The sequence below is a fragment of the Mesorhizobium sp. B2-1-3 genome (assembly GCF_006442495.1).
GTDB lineage: Bacteria > Pseudomonadota > Alphaproteobacteria > Rhizobiales > Rhizobiaceae > Mesorhizobium.
Genome location: NZ_VFWL01000002.1, coordinates 257,140 through 272,068, shown reverse-complemented (window position 1 = coordinate 272,068; position 14,929 = coordinate 257,140). Strand labels below are relative to the sequence as shown.

The following is a 14,929-nucleotide window of genomic DNA, read 5'->3' as shown; positions in this document are numbered from 1 at the left end:
TTTCTTTGCCACTATTCCCCCGCCTCGACAGCCATGCGTGAAAAGTCATATCCGGCACGCGGCCAGACGATTGGAATGAGCCGGCCCGGCCGGGCATGCCGTGCGCGAGCCCGGGCCATTGCCGCGGCCGTCATCACCGGCTCGGAATCGCCATCGGCAAGCAGCACCAGCTCGTCGACATGATCGGCCACCCACATGGCGTCGTCGGCGCCCTGGTCGCGTTTCGGCACCGGGCCTTGCACCATCACCGCGCGCGCCACACCCTTGGCGTCCGCTTTCTTCAGCAGCGGATGCGCGAAGCGCGACGAGGGCTCGGCCGGGCCAGTCAGATTGCCGAGATCGCCGGCGGCGAAATAGAACGTGTCGGGCCTCCAGCCCTCCCAGATGCCGAAGGCGGCGCCGTTCTCGATCCCCTCGCCGCCGACCCATCGGCGGGCTTCAGGATGGCCGGCAATCGGGATCAGGCCGCCCTTCTTCGTGCCGCGCATCTTCTTGGACGGCAGTTGCTCATAAAGCCCGTCGGCGACGTCGATTCCCGAGGGTGCGCCATCGCCATAGGCCCATTCGACCAGGCCGGCCGCGATGCCGTCTTTGGTCAGGCCGAACAGCTTCGGCCGGAATTTCGGCGGCTCGTGCAAATCGATCCAGGTGATGTGGCAGCCGATCTCGACCAGGCCGGGTCCGATGAACGGCGCGACGATCGCCGGGCCGGAGAACAGCTCCATCGGACCGCCCCGCTCGTCCTGCCCATGCCAGTAAGTCACGCTGGCGCCAATGCGCAGCCAGGACGCATCCGGAAAGCCGTTGCAACGGTGTCGGAGGTAGTGCCGACCGTGCGGCGGCGCCGCGACCGAACACAGCACGCTCGCGGCCTTGATGATGCCGCGTGCCTTGCCGCGCTCCTTCTCGCGGAAATCCGCCTGGCTGTCCGCGCGGGAGGCGGCAGCGGCCTCGTTCTGCAGGCGGCGTTCCTCGAGCCGCTTCAGGCGGGCCGCGCGATCCTCGTCGCTCTCGCGCTCCCCCTCGTCGGGAATGTCCTGATCGAGCACGATCGAACAGGCCTCCAGAAACCCGTCGCGGCGCTTGACGTCGAGATCGGCGCAATGCGCGGCCATGCCTATCCCGTCATTGCCGCCGACGCCCCCGGCGCGGCAGTTCCATTTGTTCTTTTTCGTGTTGAAGGCGAAGGTGTCGGTGCCTCCGCAATTCGGACATGGCTGCGGATGCTCGCCGCCGCGCTGGCTGAATTTCAGGTTGAGGATCTTGGCCGCCGTCTCGATCGACACGGCGCGGGCGTCTTCGACGAAGAGCTTGATGATCTCGCTCATGGCTGCCTCACCCAGGCGACGAACAAATGCGAATGCCCCAGCATCAAGGCCGCGACGTATTCATGACGTCCGTCGACCACGATGAAACGATTGTCCTGCCAGTATCCGCGCGGCGGCGGCCACGACTGGGAGAATCCGAGCTGCAACTTCTTCCGGTAAGCCGCGTCCACGTCGCCGACGGCCATGCGGTCCCGGCAGGCCATGACGACATCCTCGACCGCGACGTACCCCGTTTCCACGATGGATCCGGGCGGGATCAGCATGCTGCGATCTGCCGTGAGGGCCACGCCGTCGATGGTAGTGTACGGAAGGTCGCTCATCCCTACACCAGCAACGGCTGCACGGAGCCGTCCGAAAAGTAGCTATCCATTGGCTTATCTGCCGCCGGTTCATCGCCGCCCCATCCGTTCGGCCATGTCTCGGCAGCGATCAGCTCGCGAATTCTGGCTTCCTCCTCAGCATTGAGGATATCGAGGAGCGGCCGGCCAAGCTCGGCGGCGCGCGTGTTGCACGCGGCCTGGATCGCCAACACGCGATCAAGACCCATCAGCCGAGCGGCAAATGTGAGCGGCCCCATGCGTTGCGGATTGGCCGCCACCGAGCCATCCTTCAGCCGCTCAAGCCCGGCTTTGCGAATGCGGTGTTTTGGCTCACGCAATTCGCGATAGAGCGGCTTCAGGCCTTTGAGCGGGGCCAGATGATCCCAAGCTGGCGACGCGACGATTGTGTCGAGCGCCATGTCCTTGCTCGCCAAGGGGCATCCTGCGCAACCAGTTCGGGCGTTGATTTCCGTCGCTTCATCGCCGCCATAGGCATCGGCGATGGCCGCCGTTGCCCAGCCGCCGTACTCGGCCATAGGTGCATAGATGCGAAGCCAATCCCAGACATTACACACACGCCAGTGCAGCAATGGTGCAAGCGTAGCGATGCGGCCCCGGATGCCCTTGGCGTTCGGCAAGACCTCCTGATACCAACCTTGCCCGCACTCGGCACCGTCTTTGCCGCATGACATGGCGATCCGATCGTCTCGGATGGCGCTTTCGCCCTGGCGCACGCCGGTGATCATCAGGATCTTGCCGTCGATATCGCCGAGCCGCTGTTCCAGCGCTTCGGCCATCGGATCGATCTTGATCTGCCGGGTGCACCAGCGCAGCGTGTTGTTGTTTGGCGGCGGCACGCCACGGCCGAGGATGTAGACGAGAAATCGCTTGTCGAGAGGGGCACGCACCACCTCACACCGAATGCCCCGCGCGGCGAGCTGCTGCATGATGCGTTCCGCGGCGATCGCCAGAGGCGGCAATTCCTGTCGCGTGTCGGCATAGAACACTGTGAGGCTCTTCGGCGCGGCGAGCCTCCCCACATCGATCAGATGGACAATGAGCGACAGCGTTGCGGAACTGTCCTTGCCGCCTGACCAGGCAATACCCCAGTGATCGTGTGCAGGACCGTAGGCTTGCATGGATTGCAAAGTCAGGTCGACCGCCTCGTCATAGACAAGACGCTTAGAACCTTCGAAAAGCGTCGGCTGGAAAGGCTTCATTCCACCGCCTCAATCGCCCGCTGTTCAATGACCCGAAACGCATTCTCGGTTCCCCATTGCAGTGTCAGCGTGAATGGCTTGTCGCGCGGGAAGGTGATGGATCGGGCGAGGCGCAACGTCCGGGCGCTCGATGTCGCCGACGCGAGCGGGCGGCGGAAATAGAGGGCGTTGACGCCGCCATTCTGGCGCAGCCAGCCCTCAAGGGCCGCACTGCCGATGCCGAGCTTCACTGCCTCGCGCAGGCATTGCGAATAGCGAATGGCGTTGGTCCGGTTGGTGCCAGCGAAGACGAAGCGGCAGACGAGCACGAAGATATCGCTGCCGGCTTCGACATAGCGGCGGCGACCGTCATGCGGCTGCTGCCGGAACAACGCCTCGATCTCGGCCAGCTCGGCCGGGTTGGCCTGGCATCGCTCACAGATTTCAAGGCATGGCGCCAGCACGGCATAGAGCCGGAAGGAGGCCAGCTTCTTGTGCCGTGCGACGACATCGGCCGCGCTCTGCCGCACATCCATGGCAAGGGAGGTGACTGACGGCTTCATGCGGCCAGCCCCCTCGCCCAGATCAGGATGAGCGCCGCAGTTGGGGTGTCAAATCGTTCAAGCCGTCCCTCGATCTCGCGAACAGCGTAGTACAGCGCATCAGCCTTGCTTTCGGCGAACTTCCCCCATTTCGCGCCGACCCTGTAGCCACCGCCGCCGCTATCGCAATGGACGCTCGTCGACCACATCCACAGGCCGTTGTCATGGCGGTGAAGCTCGATCGTCGCCTGATCCCACGCCATGCGCTTGTGCGGCAGCACGAACACCAGATCAGGGTCAGTTTGCAAAACCGCCCCATCCGGGTCGACCGGCATGATCACGGGCGGCCGGTGCATGGCATCGAAGAGGCTCAGCTGCTGGACTGCCGAGGTCATGCCGCGCCACCTCTGGCCTTTTCGCGAACGCGATGCTCCAGCCTGGCGATTGCCATGATGGTCGGCTTCAGTTCTCTCGGAGCATGGTCGTAATCACGGCCAGATTTGCCATTCAGCCGCGGCAGAAGCCCTTGAGGGACCAACTCCCAGTTTGATGGATCGGTGTTCGCCTTGTCGCCACGGCACTTAAGCACCATGCCTTCCGGCACAGCCCCGTTCGCCTGCTCCCAAAGCCATCGATGCTTGTGAACACTCCATGTCGCCGCGCCCGTCCAGGGATTGGGCTGATCGATGACGATCCAGACATAGCCGTGACGGTCAACCCGCTCGTGCCCAGCTCCACGATAGGTATGTGGCACTTGCCCCTTTTTGAATTGGGTCACCGCGCTATTCGGGTTGAAGGGCATCTTCTTGCCTTTGGTCGCAGGCACCGATCCCTTTTCGAATTGCCCGGTCCGACCTGTCTTCCAGCCCTCGCGTTTGCGCAGACTGTGCAGCTTGGCGGGTGTCGCATCGCCCCGATCGAACTTCTCCCGGAACGCGGCGCACCAGGCGTTGATTTCCATCGTCGAGTTGCCGCGCAGCCATGCAATCTCGGCTTCGGTGTATTTCAGCCGGCGCCCCTTGTAACGGGCGGGGTCGCGGCCGACCTTCCAGCCCAGTCGTTTGCGGAGACCGTGAAGGTGTATCTGCAATATATCCGGTCGGTCGAACTCGGCTTGGAAAGCTCTATGATAGTCGCTGATGACCATGCTGCGATTGGCCTCCAGCCACGCCATCTCAGCGGCGCTATAGAGGATGCGATTTCTCCTCATGACCCCTTCTGCCCTTCGATCTGAGGAAGATAGGGTGCTGGGTCCGAGCCGTATTCAGCGACAAGCTCCGCCGCCCTGATCTGGAGGGCGGCATTGCGAATGATCTGGTCGGCCACTGCCACAATGGCCTCGCCGCGAACCGATTCCTGGTCAATCTGCTCCTTGGTCAGATCCTCGTCGGACAGGCGTTCGAGCTGCGCGAACAGATGATTGTTCAGATCGGAAAGGCGGTTTTTCATCACACGCCCTGCGCCGCGACATTGACGTCACCGCCGCGCCGGAACGGCTTTTCGACTAGCAGCAGCTGCTCGATCGCCTTGCGCGAGAGGCCGACGCGGGTTTTCACCTGGTCGAGGCTCTGCCCCATTTCGAACAGCAGCCGAATGCCTTCGGCCTGCATGGCCAGGGGCAGCCTGAAAAGCCGCGCCGGATCGATGGCGTCGGGATTGCCGAACCCGGGACCGGACCGGCCTGCTTTGGTCAAGAGTGTCATTCTGCCGGCTCCCAGCATGGTTTGTGATAGGGCTGCGCGCTGCCGAGACCGGCGACGCCGAAGAGGAAACCGCTGCGGTTGCGGATCAGCCGGCCGCCCTTACCGTCGTCGACCGTGTCAAGCCGGCAACCGCTGACCACGCCGTGCTGGAGCAGCTGCCGCTCGATGTCGGCGACCGTGGGATGCCGGCATTCGAAGATGACGACGAAGGATTTCGCCGTCGGGCCGAAGCCGTTGATCATCTGCAACCAGTAGATATGGCGCGGCTCCTCAGACATCGGCGGCTGATCCTGTTTCAGTGCTCTTCCCGTGAAACACCTTGTCTGTTTCACGGTCGGCAACGGGCTTTTCGGGAGGGTCGTAGAAGGCGCGGACGGCAAGCTTCAGCCAGTCGCAGACGGCGATGACCTTGGGCGCCGAGACGCTCTGACCGTTGCAGATGCGCGACAGGTCGGAGGCGCAGACGCCGATCTCGGCCGCGCAGACGCGCCAGCCGCGACCATCATCTTCGAGCCGGGCGCGCAGCAGCCTGCCCAGGCCGCGATAGTCGTAGGTGGCCAGCCGCGACGCCGCAGGCGCGCAGGAGCGAGGACTGCTACCCATGGCGAAGCTCCTTCTTCAGGAAAATGGCCGGTTCCTCGCCGATCCAGTCGCAGAGCGCGAAGAACGCATGGCTGCCGGGATTGCGGCCGCGCGCGGCGCGCAGCACCGCGTCAAGCTCGACCTCGGCCTCCTTCGCGACGCGGCGCGATGTCTTGCCGCGATGGACGCGCCGCGCCTCGAGGAAGATGGCGAACACGTCGAAATCGACGTGGCTCGGGTCGAAAGCGTCGGTGACGATCGGGCCGGCGGTCATAGCTTCGCCGCCTGTTCTATGGTCAGCGTGGCGAATTCCTTGCCGCTTCGATTGAGCGTGATCTCGCAGGAAACCATGCACCGCCAGTCCGGACCGTGCTCGATCAGGGCCGCCAGGTCTTCGATCTCCTCGAAGACATGCACGATCTCGAGTGGCCCAAGATCTGAGCGGTAGACGACCTCGGCGCGCCAACGCGGCACGGATGAGCGTGGAAAGGCGACGACGTTGCTCATTCCGCCGCCCCCGTCTCGCCGGCATTTTCCGGTTCAGACGCCAAGGCCTCCGCTTCGATCAGGTCGAGCAGGCCCGGTCCGACATCGCCGGCGGCGGCGGCCTTGGCATAGGTCACGCCGTCGGCGAAATAGTCCGGATTGAGTTCGACGCCGATCGCCTTGCGGCCCATGCGCAGCGCGCAATAGGGCACGGTCATGATGCCGCCGAAGGGATCGAACACCGTCTCGCCGGGCATCGAATAATCCTCGATCGCGCGGTCGACGATGTCGAACTGCAGCGGGCATAGATGCATCTCCCTGCCCTTGCGCTTCTGCAACATGTTCAGCGTGCGCATGCGGGCGACGTCGGTGCGGATTGCCGGATGGTCGACGTGCGGCGGCGCGATCATGAAGGTCGGCGGCAGGCGCCCGGCCTCGTCGAGCTGCTCGCAGAACTCGACATGCAGGGCGTGATTGTAGACATGGTCCTGGCAGAATTTTTTCCAGCCCCGATAGATCGCCCGGCCGGACAGCTTGATCAGGCTGGCAAGTTCGTCGGGCAGCAGCGGCCGGTTGCCGGACGAGCGCCAGACGCCATGGGCATCGAGCTGCCAGCGGCCACGGCTGTAGCCCGTGCCCGGAATCGCCCGGACCCGCTTGCTGTCATAATCGTCATCGCCCGGCTCGATCGGCTGATGGTCGATGATCGACACGAAATCAGGCTTGGCCTTCACCACCGGCTCGTCGGCATAACCGCGGCTGCGGTCGGTCTGCGGCTTGCGGAATTCGAGCAGATATTCCGGCATGCCGTGGCCCATGCGGGTCCCGTCCTTGCATTGCTCGGTCCAGCCCAGCCGGTAAGTCTGGTTGTTCTCGCGAACGACATCGGTGCCGATGGTGACGCGTGACAGGAAGGCGAAGCCATGCCGGCGGAAATGCGCGCAGCAATCGTCGGAGAACGGGCTCACCGTCTGGAAGCCGAGGCCGTTGATGCCGCCCGGCACGATCCGATCCTTGACATGGATGACGGCGCGTCGGCCGGGCTTCAAAACCCTGAGCAGCTGCGGCGTCAGGAAGTCCATCTGCGCCCAGAAATGCGCATCGGAATCGGTGTGGCCGAAATCGTTGAACGACGGCGTGTACTCATACTGCGTCGAGAACGGGATCGAGGTGACGATCAGGTCGACGCTGTCGTCAGCCATCGACCTGGTTTCCTCGACCGTGTCGTTGTGGACGATCAGGTAATTGTCGCCGCGCACCTCGCGCCGCTCGACGCCGAGCGAGCGCTTCATGGCGCCAGCCAGTGCCTGCTCCGCCAGGCCGTGCTTGCGGATGATGGCGGACATCTTGGCCGCCTGCGCCTCGAACTCGCGCCACTTGCGCTCCAGCTCACGCCGGGTGCCGCGCTCGGCCTCGGTGTAGATCAGGTCGGCGCGGACGGGGTGCAACTGGCCATAGCGCTGGGTGCGGAACAGCGACTGGAAGAAGTCGTGGAACTTGAAGCCGATGCCGAGGTAGATATTCCACCAGCAATGCTCCTGGAAGTTGCAGCCGGAGCCGTTCAGCACCGGCTTTGTCGAGAGCTCGGGAAATTCGCCCCGGGCGAAGCCGACGACGCGCTCTTCCTTGCTCTCGGGATCGAGGTTGCCCCACACCGACCTGACGGTCGGGATTGCTTTCTGGATCGCCTCGCGCTCGACCTCGAGATCGTGCCAGAGGATACGGTGCGCCGCTGGATCCTCGGCGCGGATTTCCAGCATCTTGTCGACACGCGCATCGAGCGATCGCTTCTTCTCGCGGGCAGCGTCGACGACGCCATGCGCGGCATCCGCGAACATGCGGCCCTGCCCGTTCTTCTCGGCGCCGGCCGCACTGTGGTCGGACGGGATCTCGTGCCAGCGCACGTCGATCGGCGGCAGCTCGTAGCCTTCGTCCGAGAAACCGAGGTCGGACGGCATCTGCACGAACAGCGCCCAGGTCGACACCCACAGCCAGAACTCGTCTTCCTTGTGCGGGTGCAGCGTCAGCCGGTCGGCCTTGGTCGAGTCTCGCTTGAAGAACCTGGTCTTGGCCTCGCCCACATCCATGACGCCGAGGAAGGCTGCATAGGCGAGCAGCTCGATATACTCGTTGGGGTCGGGGATCGCCGTTGCGACGAAACGGTAGCGCACGCCGGCATGCTTCACGCCTCGTGTGCGATCGTCGCCGGCGAAAGTCGCCATGAACTCGCGAAAGGTCTTGGTGCCGCCGAAGCCGCGCAGCACGGCCGCCTCGTCGAGCGCAGCGGCCGTGAACAGGCACGGGTCAAGCTTGCCGTCGCGGATCGTCTCGTAATTGGTGAGGTGGATGAGCTTCCTGCCGGGCCCTGCCTTGTTCGGCTCTTCCATCTGCTGCGGGCGGTTGACGAACTTCAGTTCGACCTCGGGGTGACGCTTCTCCTGCTCCAGGAAGAACTCGTGCTTCACGCCGAGCGGCACGACCTGAAGCGCATGGCCGCCGGCGTGCATCATCGACTGCCGCAGGATCTCGATCTGCGTCGACGTCTTGTGCAGGCCAAAGCGCAGGAACAGCGCGCGCCGGCCGCCGCGGCAGGCCCATGGCACGATCGCCTGCGTCATCGGCTTCAGCAGCGGGTTGACCGACGCCGGGTCGACCTCGAAGCCGAGCGACGGCGCCACGCGCACCTTGGCCTTGAGGAATTCGGAATAATCGGGATGCGCGGTCATGCCGATTCCTCGACCTTCGAAACATCGACGCGGCGACCGGCTTCAGTGACGCGAAGGCGTCGGCGATCAAGGTAGAATTCAACCGCTCCTGCCGCTTCGAGCTTGTTCCATGTTGCCCGCATGACCGGCGCACGTTCACAGGCCGAGACCAGCACCTGGTTGCGATCAAAGACGCCGTCGCCATTGCGGTTTCGCAGCCATTTGAGGGCGGCAAGCATCGCGGCGCTCATGCGGCAACCCTCGGCTGACGCTCGCTTCTCAAGTGCCGCCGACAGTAGCGGGTGTGCGGCACGTCCCGCGCCCGCTCGGCTCCACAGACCGGCATGTCGGGGCCGTCGGGCGCATTCCAATCGCAGGCGAAATGCAGGCAACGATCGGTCATCACCGCGTCGAGGAAGGTGATCGGCACCGGCGCCGGGAGGTTCGGCGCTGGCGGCTCCTTGACCGGCACCGTGAAATGCGTGCATGGGGGCGAGGCAAAAAGGATCTCGACGGGTGAGGCTGCCGGCGCGATCGGCGGCGCAACCGGGACGATGGTGCGGGCGGGTTTGTACCTCCGCTTCGGCGGCTGCCCTGTCTTTGGCGTCGCCCGGCCGCGCGCCTGGTTTACCGGCTGGCCGAGCAAGCGGCCATATTTGCCGTCGCCCCGCCGCAGCATGCCGATAACTGCGTTTCGGCTCTTGCCCGGAAGCCGCGATGCGATCGTGCCGGAGCTCAACCCTTCGTCGGCAGCCCGTTTCAGCACGGCCAGTTCCTCGGCGGTCCAGCTCATGACACGCCTCCGCCCTGCCTGGCCGCGACCCGGTAGAGCGCGGCCACCGCCTCGGTGACTTCCTTCAGGATGTCGCGCCGGTCGGCGGCGTCGATGTGCTTGCGCTGCGCAAGCAGGTTGAGCAGCAGGTTGACGACATCGCTGGTTTCCTTCGCCACCGACTGCGAGGCGGCGACGCTGATCTCTTCGCCGGCCGCCTCGCCCGCCGGCACCAGGCGAAAGCCCAGCATCGCCGCCGCGGCGCCGATCAGCGCCGGTGCGTCGCCGAAGCGGTCGAGCTCGATCGCCACGTCGAGCGGAATGAAATGGTCGGGAAACGAATTGCTGCCGTATTTCGACAGCGCCGCCTTCTCGACCCTGGTCGACGGCGCGAAGGCGTCGCCGCCATTGACGCCGGCAAGAACCGTCCTGGTCAGGCCTTTCAGGTGCCGGCGCTCGGCATCGGTGGTCAGGCGCGGGATGGCTCGGAAATCGTCAGCGTCGGCCATGGTCCAACTCGGGCAAGGCTTCGCCGGTCAAGGAAACAATCAGCAAAATTGTTTCCGTGATCGGAAGCGGGTTTTCGGGTTCAACTCGCGGGCATGAAAACCCGCATTCACATCACATCGTCAGGGCGGCCCCCGGGAGAGCAGCCAAAAGCCTGCCCTCCCGGGTCCTTCTTCGCTCGGGGGATTATGTCGCATCGCCGTCCCCCAGTCTGGGCAGGCGCAACACCCGGCGGGCTTCGTCGCGCAACAGGCGCGCCAGGAAGTCGACGGGGCTTTGATTGGAAAAGGCTGACAGCAGCTTTAAAAGATGCACCGATTTCGACGGCAGCTTGCGTGCCGGCTCGCTCGGCGGCGGCAGCAGGGTCAGCGACGGCGAGCAATGGACGGCGGTCATTCGACCTCCGCACAGCTACGAGGGTGGCCGGCTCCGGCTTGGGGGACTGGAACGGAGCCGGCCGCGACACCACCGGGGCGAGCGGCATCGGAAAGCGACGCCTGAAGTTGGCGCAGGAGGATCAGGGCCGGCCCCTTGGTCGGCGGCCGCGTCTCCCAGGTCGAGACAGTCGATCGGTCGACGCCGCAGAATTCAGCAAGCTGCTGCTGCGTCCATCCGAGTTCACCCCGCAGGGCGACCACGTCGACAGCCGTCTCTACATCGAACGGATGATCCATCATGACCGATAGTGTGAGAAAGTCACACTGATCTGTCAAGTAGAAACTCACATCAGAAATGTGAAAAAGTCACGCCATGACGGATGTAACCCGAATAGACGAGCAAGCGGCGCGCCTGCGCCAGGCTCGCGAGATGCGCGGCTTTGTCAATGCCAAGGCCGCAGCGGAGCGTTTCGGCTTTAATTACAATACCTACATCCAGCACGAAAGCGGCAGGGCCGGTATCACTCGCGCAGTGAAGGACTATGCCCGCGCCTTCCGCGTGAGAGAGGCATGGCTCATCACCGGCGAAGGCTTACCGCAGGATATCGATGGCAGCGACGAGCTGCGCGAGGTATTCACCCGCCTGGCGGCGGCGCCGCGGGAGGTTCAGGCCGCGGTGCTGACTTATGCCAGATTTGCGCTGGGCGACCCCAGCGGTGCCGAAAAATCCCGTGAGACGGCGACCAACCCGACATCATGATCGATCAACACGCGCCAATGACCGCCGTGGATTTCCTCCATCGCGGCGGCGATCGATCGCGTATCCCTGTCAATTCGCTTGGTGATCATCGCCGCCCTTGATTGCGGCGATGCGGCGATCGCTCGCAGCTTGGCCATTGCCTGTTCGCCCGCCGCTTCGCGCGATTCGTACTGGATCACTTTCTTTTCTTCCTCCCAAACCGGACGGCGCGAAAATAGGAACTATTTCCTCTGATCTTGTCAATTCAGTTTTTCAAGCCATCCAGTTGTCCCAATTTGATACGTACACAACCCTTGCTGATTGATCACTAGATTATTTCAACCTGTAACGATCCCTGTGGATAGCGGGGAAAATAGTACCACTTTTGGTCTAATTCTGGAACCATTTCGAAGACTTGACATTTCGGCGATAACTCGGGCCATGTCCCGACCGCCACGTCCCAGCTTCCATGTCCGCCTTTCGCCAGAACTCAAGTCGAGACTGGAAGAGGTGCGGGGACGCAAGAGCCTCAACCGCGAGGTGAACGACAGATTGCAGCGATCATTCGGAGAAGATCTGGCGACGAGATTCGGCGAGATCATCGCCACCTATCTTGCGCCGCTCGACCCAGACGATCGTGCAGAGGTCGTAAGGCTGGCCAGCGAACTGGCGACTGCCCTTGCGGTCAAACCGCGCAAACGCTCTTCATAAGGCCTAGCTGATTCTCACTCCCGATCCGTCGAGTGTGAGTTTCTCACATTTTCACTTGACACTATGATGTGAGTAAATCACACTTCACTCTATCGTCTCAACGATGGAGCGTTTCGTGTCAGTTGTTCACAAGAATTCCGGGAACCTTGATTCCGCTCGCGCCGAACAGATAGCGCCCCTTGGCGCAGCGGCCCTCATCGGACAGGCTCCGGAACTGAACTTCGTACTCGGCGGCGCGCATTGTCGCGAAATCCCGAAACGGCGATCCCTTTTTAGACTCCCTGCTCAAGGCGTCCTTGTCGATGCCATGGGCAGCGAAATAGCCGATCACGGCTTGCTCATCCGAGCGCAGCGCGTCGCACAATCTATCGAGCGCCGACGCTTCGGCGATCGGATCAATGACGGCCTCTGGCACATCATCTGCTCGCGCGAGCCCGGCCCAAGCCGCTACCAGCGCCGTCGCGATCATCAGTCCACGCATCAAGTCCACCCCTCGCAGCCGCGCCATCTCGGCGTCATCGAAGGTGAGCGCCTGCGGCGGGCGCGAGGCTATCACGAGCATGCTTCGCTAGCCAAGAATCTTGCGGCCCTGGTCGCTGTCGCCTGCCTGCTGCTTTGCGTCATGCTTCTTTGCGGAGCCGTGCGATGAACGCCGGCGCATGGCCGGAAGGCATGTCCGCCGAGCGTCGCGACTTGATCGAGACGCTGGAATGCCTCGGCTTCGACCAGGACGCGGCCGGCGCCGGCGACTGGCGAACCGTCTTTTCCGACGCCGATCTGCGCAGCGCGATCGACCGTCTTTGCCCCGAAGAAAAGGAGACCGCGCATGCTTGATCATGCTGGCTATCGATCGTCCGCCCAGACGCGCCCCATACTTCCGGAAGGTGGCATGCCGGAAGACGGCGGCGAGTTTCATCCGCGCTGCCGCGAGATGGCCGAAGCCATGCGCGACCTGCTCGCCTCCGGCGGCGGCGTGCGCTTCGCCGACCTGATCCGCGCCGACTTCACGTCGGCCGAGATCGTCGAGTTCAAGGAGGCTGCGGCGAAGCTCGCCACGGAACTGTCGACCCGGCAGGTCTCGATCCGCCCCGATCTGCTCGCCGACATCATCGACAAGGCACGGCAAGCCATGCCGAACCGCCTGCCCCTGCCACGCGACACCAGCCAGACGCAGGCCTTGACGCTTGCGTGGGGCCGCTACTGCGCCGCTCGTGGGGCGCTGCTGGTCGATCCCTGGCCCGGCCAGCGCGAACGCTGCATCGCCGTCCTGTCGGCCTATCTCGACCGGCTGCCGATCTTCCCGACCATTCGCCGGGCTGTCGTGGCCGCCGTCGAGGAAACCTTGCCGCGGGTGCCCCAGTGAACCAGGTGCCGTCTCGCTCCAATCGCGCTGGCGAAGCCGCTCGCGGATCCTCGGCCGTGGTGCCGGCATTCCGGCCGGACGGCTCGGCCTTCGACCTGATCAATCCCAAGGCCGCCGACATCGACTTCGCCGACATGGCCAACGCGCTGTCCAAGATCGCGCGTTTCAACGGCATCTACCGCTGCCAGGGTTACGCCGTCGGGCAGCATTCGGTGATGGGCGCCGACGCGATCTTCCGCGAGACCGGCGACAGCGTCCTTGCCGGCTACTTCCTGATCCATGACGGACACGAATACCCGTTCGGCGACATCACCCGGCCGGCCGTCGACATCATCCAGTACTGGGTGGCGAAACTTGCCGCGTCGGCCAAGCTCGATCGGCCCGACTTCGTCGACAAGCTCGTCCACCGAGCCATCGGCGAGGTCAAGCGATGCCTCGATCTCGCCATCTACGAGGCGGCGCAACTGCCCGACATCCAGCGCATGCCGCTCTATGTGCGCCAGGTGCGCGAGATGGACGAACGCATGCTAGTCGCCGAGGCGCTGGCGCTGTTCGGCCCCAACGCGGATCGCCGCTGCCTGCCCAAGCTGAACCTGCCGCCGCCAAGGCTCACCGGCACGATCGAGCCATGGGGTGCGATGAAGGCCGAGATCGCCTTCGTCGAGCGGCTGGAACGCTATCTCGGCATTGTCGTGAGGCCGAGATGAGCGGATCTCCCCAAAAGTATCAGCGCTGCAAACCGATCACAAACAAGAACATCGGCAAGCGCCTGCTCAAGCCCGGCAAGAAGGACTATCCGGCTCATGGTGGCGCCAAGGAAGCTGCCAGGGCCGCGAAGCGCGCAGCGAGGGCGGCAGAATGAGCGAACTGGCCAGCCTTCACAATGCCCGGGCTCGCCTCGTCGACGGAGAGCCGCTCCGCATCCTGATCGGCCATGTGCTGCACAGGGCCGTCGAGATCGTACCGGCGGCCGGGTTCATGGCCGACCTGCGCGCCGCCTTCCTTTGCGACATCGATGAAGGGATCGCAAGTTTCGATCAGCCCGCCGATAGCGGCAAGGGCTACGGGCCCGCAGCGAGCGGCGAAACCGCGACAAGCGAAGGACAGGACTAATGGCCGGCAGCGTCAACAAGGTCATCCTCATCGGCCATCTCGGCGCCGACCCCGAGATCCGCCGTCTCGCCAGCGGCGACGCCGTCGTCAATTTTCGCATCGCGACCTCCGAAAGCTGGCGCGACAAGAACAGCGGCGAGCGCAAGGAGAAGACCGAGTGGCACACGATCGTCTGCTTCAATGAGGGGCTTTGCAAGGTCGCCGAGCAGTATCTGAAGAAGGGCATGAAGGTCTATATCGAGGGCCAGCTCTCGACCCGCAAATGGGAAGACCAGAGCGGTGCCGCCCGCTACAGCACCGAAGTCGTGCTGCAAAAATACCGCGGCGAAATCCAGATGCTCGACAAGCTCGACCATCCCGCGCGCGACCCCGGCGACTACGGTACCCAGCGCGGCGGCTCCAGCCGCCAGGAGCGCGGCCCGGCCGAGCAGCAATCCAGTTCGCGCGAACTGGACGACGAAATCCCGTTCTAAAGAGGAGCA

27 protein-coding genes are annotated in these 14,929 nt (G+C 64.0%); 8 read left to right on the top strand and 19 right to left on the bottom strand.

The window, feature by feature from the left end; genetic code table 11:
* Nucleotides 1–11: 11 nt before the first annotated feature.
* The 18 genes from FJ973_RS05925 to FJ973_RS05840 all read right to left on the bottom strand — a co-directional run bounded on the left by FJ973_RS05925 (nt 12) and on the right by FJ973_RS05840 (nt 10,857).
* On the bottom strand, nt 12–1,328 hold the full coding sequence (locus tag FJ973_RS05925) for a P4 alpha zinc-binding domain-containing protein (protein WP_140555187.1): 1,317 nt from the start codon (nt 1,326–1,328) through the stop codon (nt 12–14).
* Nucleotides 1,325–1,648 carry a hypothetical protein gene (locus FJ973_RS05920; protein WP_140555185.1) on the bottom strand — a complete coding sequence of 108 codons (324 nt, stop codon included), beginning with the start codon at nt 1,646–1,648 and terminating at the stop codon, nt 1,325–1,327. Before FJ973_RS05920 ends, FJ973_RS05925 begins: the two co-directional genes overlap by 4 nt.
* A gap of 2 nt (nt 1,649–1,650) precedes the next feature.
* The gene (locus tag FJ973_RS05915; protein ID WP_140555183.1) at nt 1,651–2,868 is read right to left on the bottom strand and encodes a phosphoadenosine phosphosulfate reductase family protein; all 1,218 of its coding nucleotides are present in this window, start codon (nt 2,866–2,868) and stop codon (nt 1,651–1,653) included.
* Nucleotides 2,865–3,410, bottom strand: a complete 546-nt coding sequence (locus tag FJ973_RS05910) for a hypothetical protein (protein ID WP_140555181.1) — start codon at nt 3,408–3,410, stop codon at nt 2,865–2,867. Before FJ973_RS05910 ends, FJ973_RS05915 begins: the two co-directional genes overlap by 4 nt.
* The gene (locus tag FJ973_RS05905) at nt 3,407–3,784 is read right to left on the bottom strand and encodes a hypothetical protein (protein ID WP_140555179.1); all 378 of its coding nucleotides are present in this window, start codon (nt 3,782–3,784) and stop codon (nt 3,407–3,409) included. Before FJ973_RS05905 ends, FJ973_RS05910 begins: the two co-directional genes overlap by 4 nt.
* Nucleotides 3,781–4,536 (bottom strand): HNH endonuclease, encoded by a 756-nt coding sequence (locus FJ973_RS05900; protein WP_140555178.1) that lies wholly within the window; start codon nt 4,534–4,536, stop codon nt 3,781–3,783. The genes FJ973_RS05905 and FJ973_RS05900 overlap by 4 nt, the downstream gene beginning before the upstream one ends.
* A gap of 59 nt (nt 4,537–4,595) precedes the next feature.
* Nucleotides 4,596–4,838 (bottom strand): hypothetical protein, encoded by a 243-nt coding sequence (locus FJ973_RS05895; RefSeq protein ID WP_140555176.1) that lies wholly within the window; start codon nt 4,836–4,838, stop codon nt 4,596–4,598.
* Nucleotides 4,838–5,092, bottom strand: a complete 255-nt coding sequence (locus FJ973_RS05890; RefSeq protein WP_140555174.1) for a hypothetical protein — start codon at nt 5,090–5,092, stop codon at nt 4,838–4,840. The genes FJ973_RS05895 and FJ973_RS05890 overlap by 1 nt, the downstream gene beginning before the upstream one ends.
* Nucleotides 5,089–5,370 carry a hypothetical protein gene (locus FJ973_RS05885; RefSeq protein WP_140555172.1) on the bottom strand — a complete coding sequence of 94 codons (282 nt, stop codon included), beginning with the start codon at nt 5,368–5,370 and terminating at the stop codon, nt 5,089–5,091. The genes FJ973_RS05890 and FJ973_RS05885 overlap by 4 nt, the downstream gene beginning before the upstream one ends.
* Nucleotides 5,363–5,695 (bottom strand): hypothetical protein, encoded by a 333-nt coding sequence (locus FJ973_RS05880; protein ID WP_140555171.1) that lies wholly within the window; start codon nt 5,693–5,695, stop codon nt 5,363–5,365. The genes FJ973_RS05885 and FJ973_RS05880 overlap by 8 nt, the downstream gene beginning before the upstream one ends.
* Nucleotides 5,688–5,948, bottom strand: a complete 261-nt coding sequence (locus FJ973_RS05875; RefSeq protein WP_140555169.1) for a hypothetical protein — start codon at nt 5,946–5,948, stop codon at nt 5,688–5,690. The genes FJ973_RS05880 and FJ973_RS05875 overlap by 8 nt, the downstream gene beginning before the upstream one ends.
* The gene (locus FJ973_RS05870) at nt 5,945–6,181 is read right to left on the bottom strand and encodes a hypothetical protein (protein ID WP_140555167.1); all 237 of its coding nucleotides are present in this window, start codon (nt 6,179–6,181) and stop codon (nt 5,945–5,947) included. The genes FJ973_RS05875 and FJ973_RS05870 overlap by 4 nt, the downstream gene beginning before the upstream one ends.
* On the bottom strand, nt 6,178–8,886 hold the full coding sequence (locus FJ973_RS05865; RefSeq protein ID WP_140555166.1) for a DNA methyltransferase: 2,709 nt from the start codon (nt 8,884–8,886) through the stop codon (nt 6,178–6,180). The genes FJ973_RS05870 and FJ973_RS05865 overlap by 4 nt, the downstream gene beginning before the upstream one ends.
* Nucleotides 8,883–9,116 (bottom strand): hypothetical protein, encoded by a 234-nt coding sequence (locus FJ973_RS05860; RefSeq protein ID WP_140555164.1) that lies wholly within the window; start codon nt 9,114–9,116, stop codon nt 8,883–8,885. The genes FJ973_RS05865 and FJ973_RS05860 overlap by 4 nt, the downstream gene beginning before the upstream one ends.
* Entirely contained in the window at nt 9,113–9,658 is a 546-nt protein-coding gene (locus FJ973_RS05855) for a GcrA family cell cycle regulator (protein ID WP_140555162.1), read from the bottom strand. Before FJ973_RS05855 ends, FJ973_RS05860 begins: the two co-directional genes overlap by 4 nt.
* Nucleotides 9,655–10,146, bottom strand: a complete 492-nt coding sequence (locus tag FJ973_RS05850; RefSeq protein ID WP_140555160.1) for a hypothetical protein — start codon at nt 10,144–10,146, stop codon at nt 9,655–9,657. The genes FJ973_RS05855 and FJ973_RS05850 overlap by 4 nt, the downstream gene beginning before the upstream one ends.
* A gap of 184 nt (nt 10,147–10,330) precedes the next feature.
* A complete protein-coding gene (locus FJ973_RS05845) occupies nt 10,331–10,540 on the bottom strand; it encodes a hypothetical protein (RefSeq protein ID WP_140555159.1) in 210 nt (69 codons plus the stop codon).
* A complete protein-coding gene (locus FJ973_RS05840; protein ID WP_140555157.1) occupies nt 10,537–10,857 on the bottom strand; it encodes a helix-turn-helix transcriptional regulator in 321 nt (106 codons plus the stop codon). Before FJ973_RS05840 ends, FJ973_RS05845 begins: the two co-directional genes overlap by 4 nt.
* Nucleotides 10,858–10,894: 37 nt before the next feature.
* On the opposite strand from FJ973_RS05840, the gene FJ973_RS05835 reads away from it, so the two are divergent.
* Nucleotides 10,895–11,281 (top strand): helix-turn-helix transcriptional regulator, encoded by a 387-nt coding sequence (locus FJ973_RS05835; protein ID WP_140555156.1) that lies wholly within the window; start codon nt 10,895–10,897, stop codon nt 11,279–11,281.
* Between the two features lie 420 nt (nt 11,282–11,701).
* Complete coding sequence (locus FJ973_RS05830; protein ID WP_140555154.1) at nt 11,702–11,971, top strand: hypothetical protein; 270 nt, start codon at nt 11,702–11,704, stop codon at nt 11,969–11,971.
* A gap of 118 nt (nt 11,972–12,089) precedes the next feature.
* Here FJ973_RS05830 and FJ973_RS05825 read toward each other — a convergent pair whose 3' ends face one another.
* The gene (locus FJ973_RS05825; RefSeq protein ID WP_140555153.1) at nt 12,090–12,533 is read right to left on the bottom strand and encodes a hypothetical protein; all 444 of its coding nucleotides are present in this window, start codon (nt 12,531–12,533) and stop codon (nt 12,090–12,092) included.
* Nucleotides 12,534–12,616: 83 nt separating this feature from the next.
* On the opposite strand from FJ973_RS05825, the gene FJ973_RS05820 reads away from it, so the two are divergent.
* From FJ973_RS05820 to ssb, 6 genes are read left to right on the top strand one after another with little or no spacing between them, the layout of a single operon-like run.
* Complete coding sequence (locus FJ973_RS05820) at nt 12,617–12,805, top strand: hypothetical protein (protein WP_140555152.1); 189 nt, start codon at nt 12,617–12,619, stop codon at nt 12,803–12,805.
* Nucleotides 12,798–13,334 carry a hypothetical protein gene (locus FJ973_RS05815; protein ID WP_140555150.1) on the top strand — a complete coding sequence of 179 codons (537 nt, stop codon included), beginning with the start codon at nt 12,798–12,800 and terminating at the stop codon, nt 13,332–13,334. Before FJ973_RS05820 ends, FJ973_RS05815 begins: the two co-directional genes overlap by 8 nt.
* Nucleotides 13,335–13,390: 56 nt before the next feature.
* The gene (locus FJ973_RS05810) at nt 13,391–14,041 is read left to right on the top strand and encodes a hypothetical protein (RefSeq protein WP_140555148.1); all 651 of its coding nucleotides are present in this window, start codon (nt 13,391–13,393) and stop codon (nt 14,039–14,041) included.
* The gene (locus FJ973_RS30765) at nt 14,038–14,196 is read left to right on the top strand and encodes a hypothetical protein (protein ID WP_181170872.1); all 159 of its coding nucleotides are present in this window, start codon (nt 14,038–14,040) and stop codon (nt 14,194–14,196) included. Before FJ973_RS05810 ends, FJ973_RS30765 begins: the two co-directional genes overlap by 4 nt.
* Nucleotides 14,193–14,447, top strand: a complete 255-nt coding sequence (locus FJ973_RS05805; RefSeq protein WP_140555147.1) for a hypothetical protein — start codon at nt 14,193–14,195, stop codon at nt 14,445–14,447. Before FJ973_RS30765 ends, FJ973_RS05805 begins: the two co-directional genes overlap by 4 nt.
* Complete coding sequence (gene ssb / locus FJ973_RS05800; protein ID WP_140555145.1) at nt 14,447–14,920, top strand: single-stranded DNA-binding protein; 474 nt, start codon at nt 14,447–14,449, stop codon at nt 14,918–14,920. Before FJ973_RS05805 ends, ssb begins: the two co-directional genes overlap by 1 nt.
* Nucleotides 14,921–14,929: the final 9 nt, after the last annotated feature.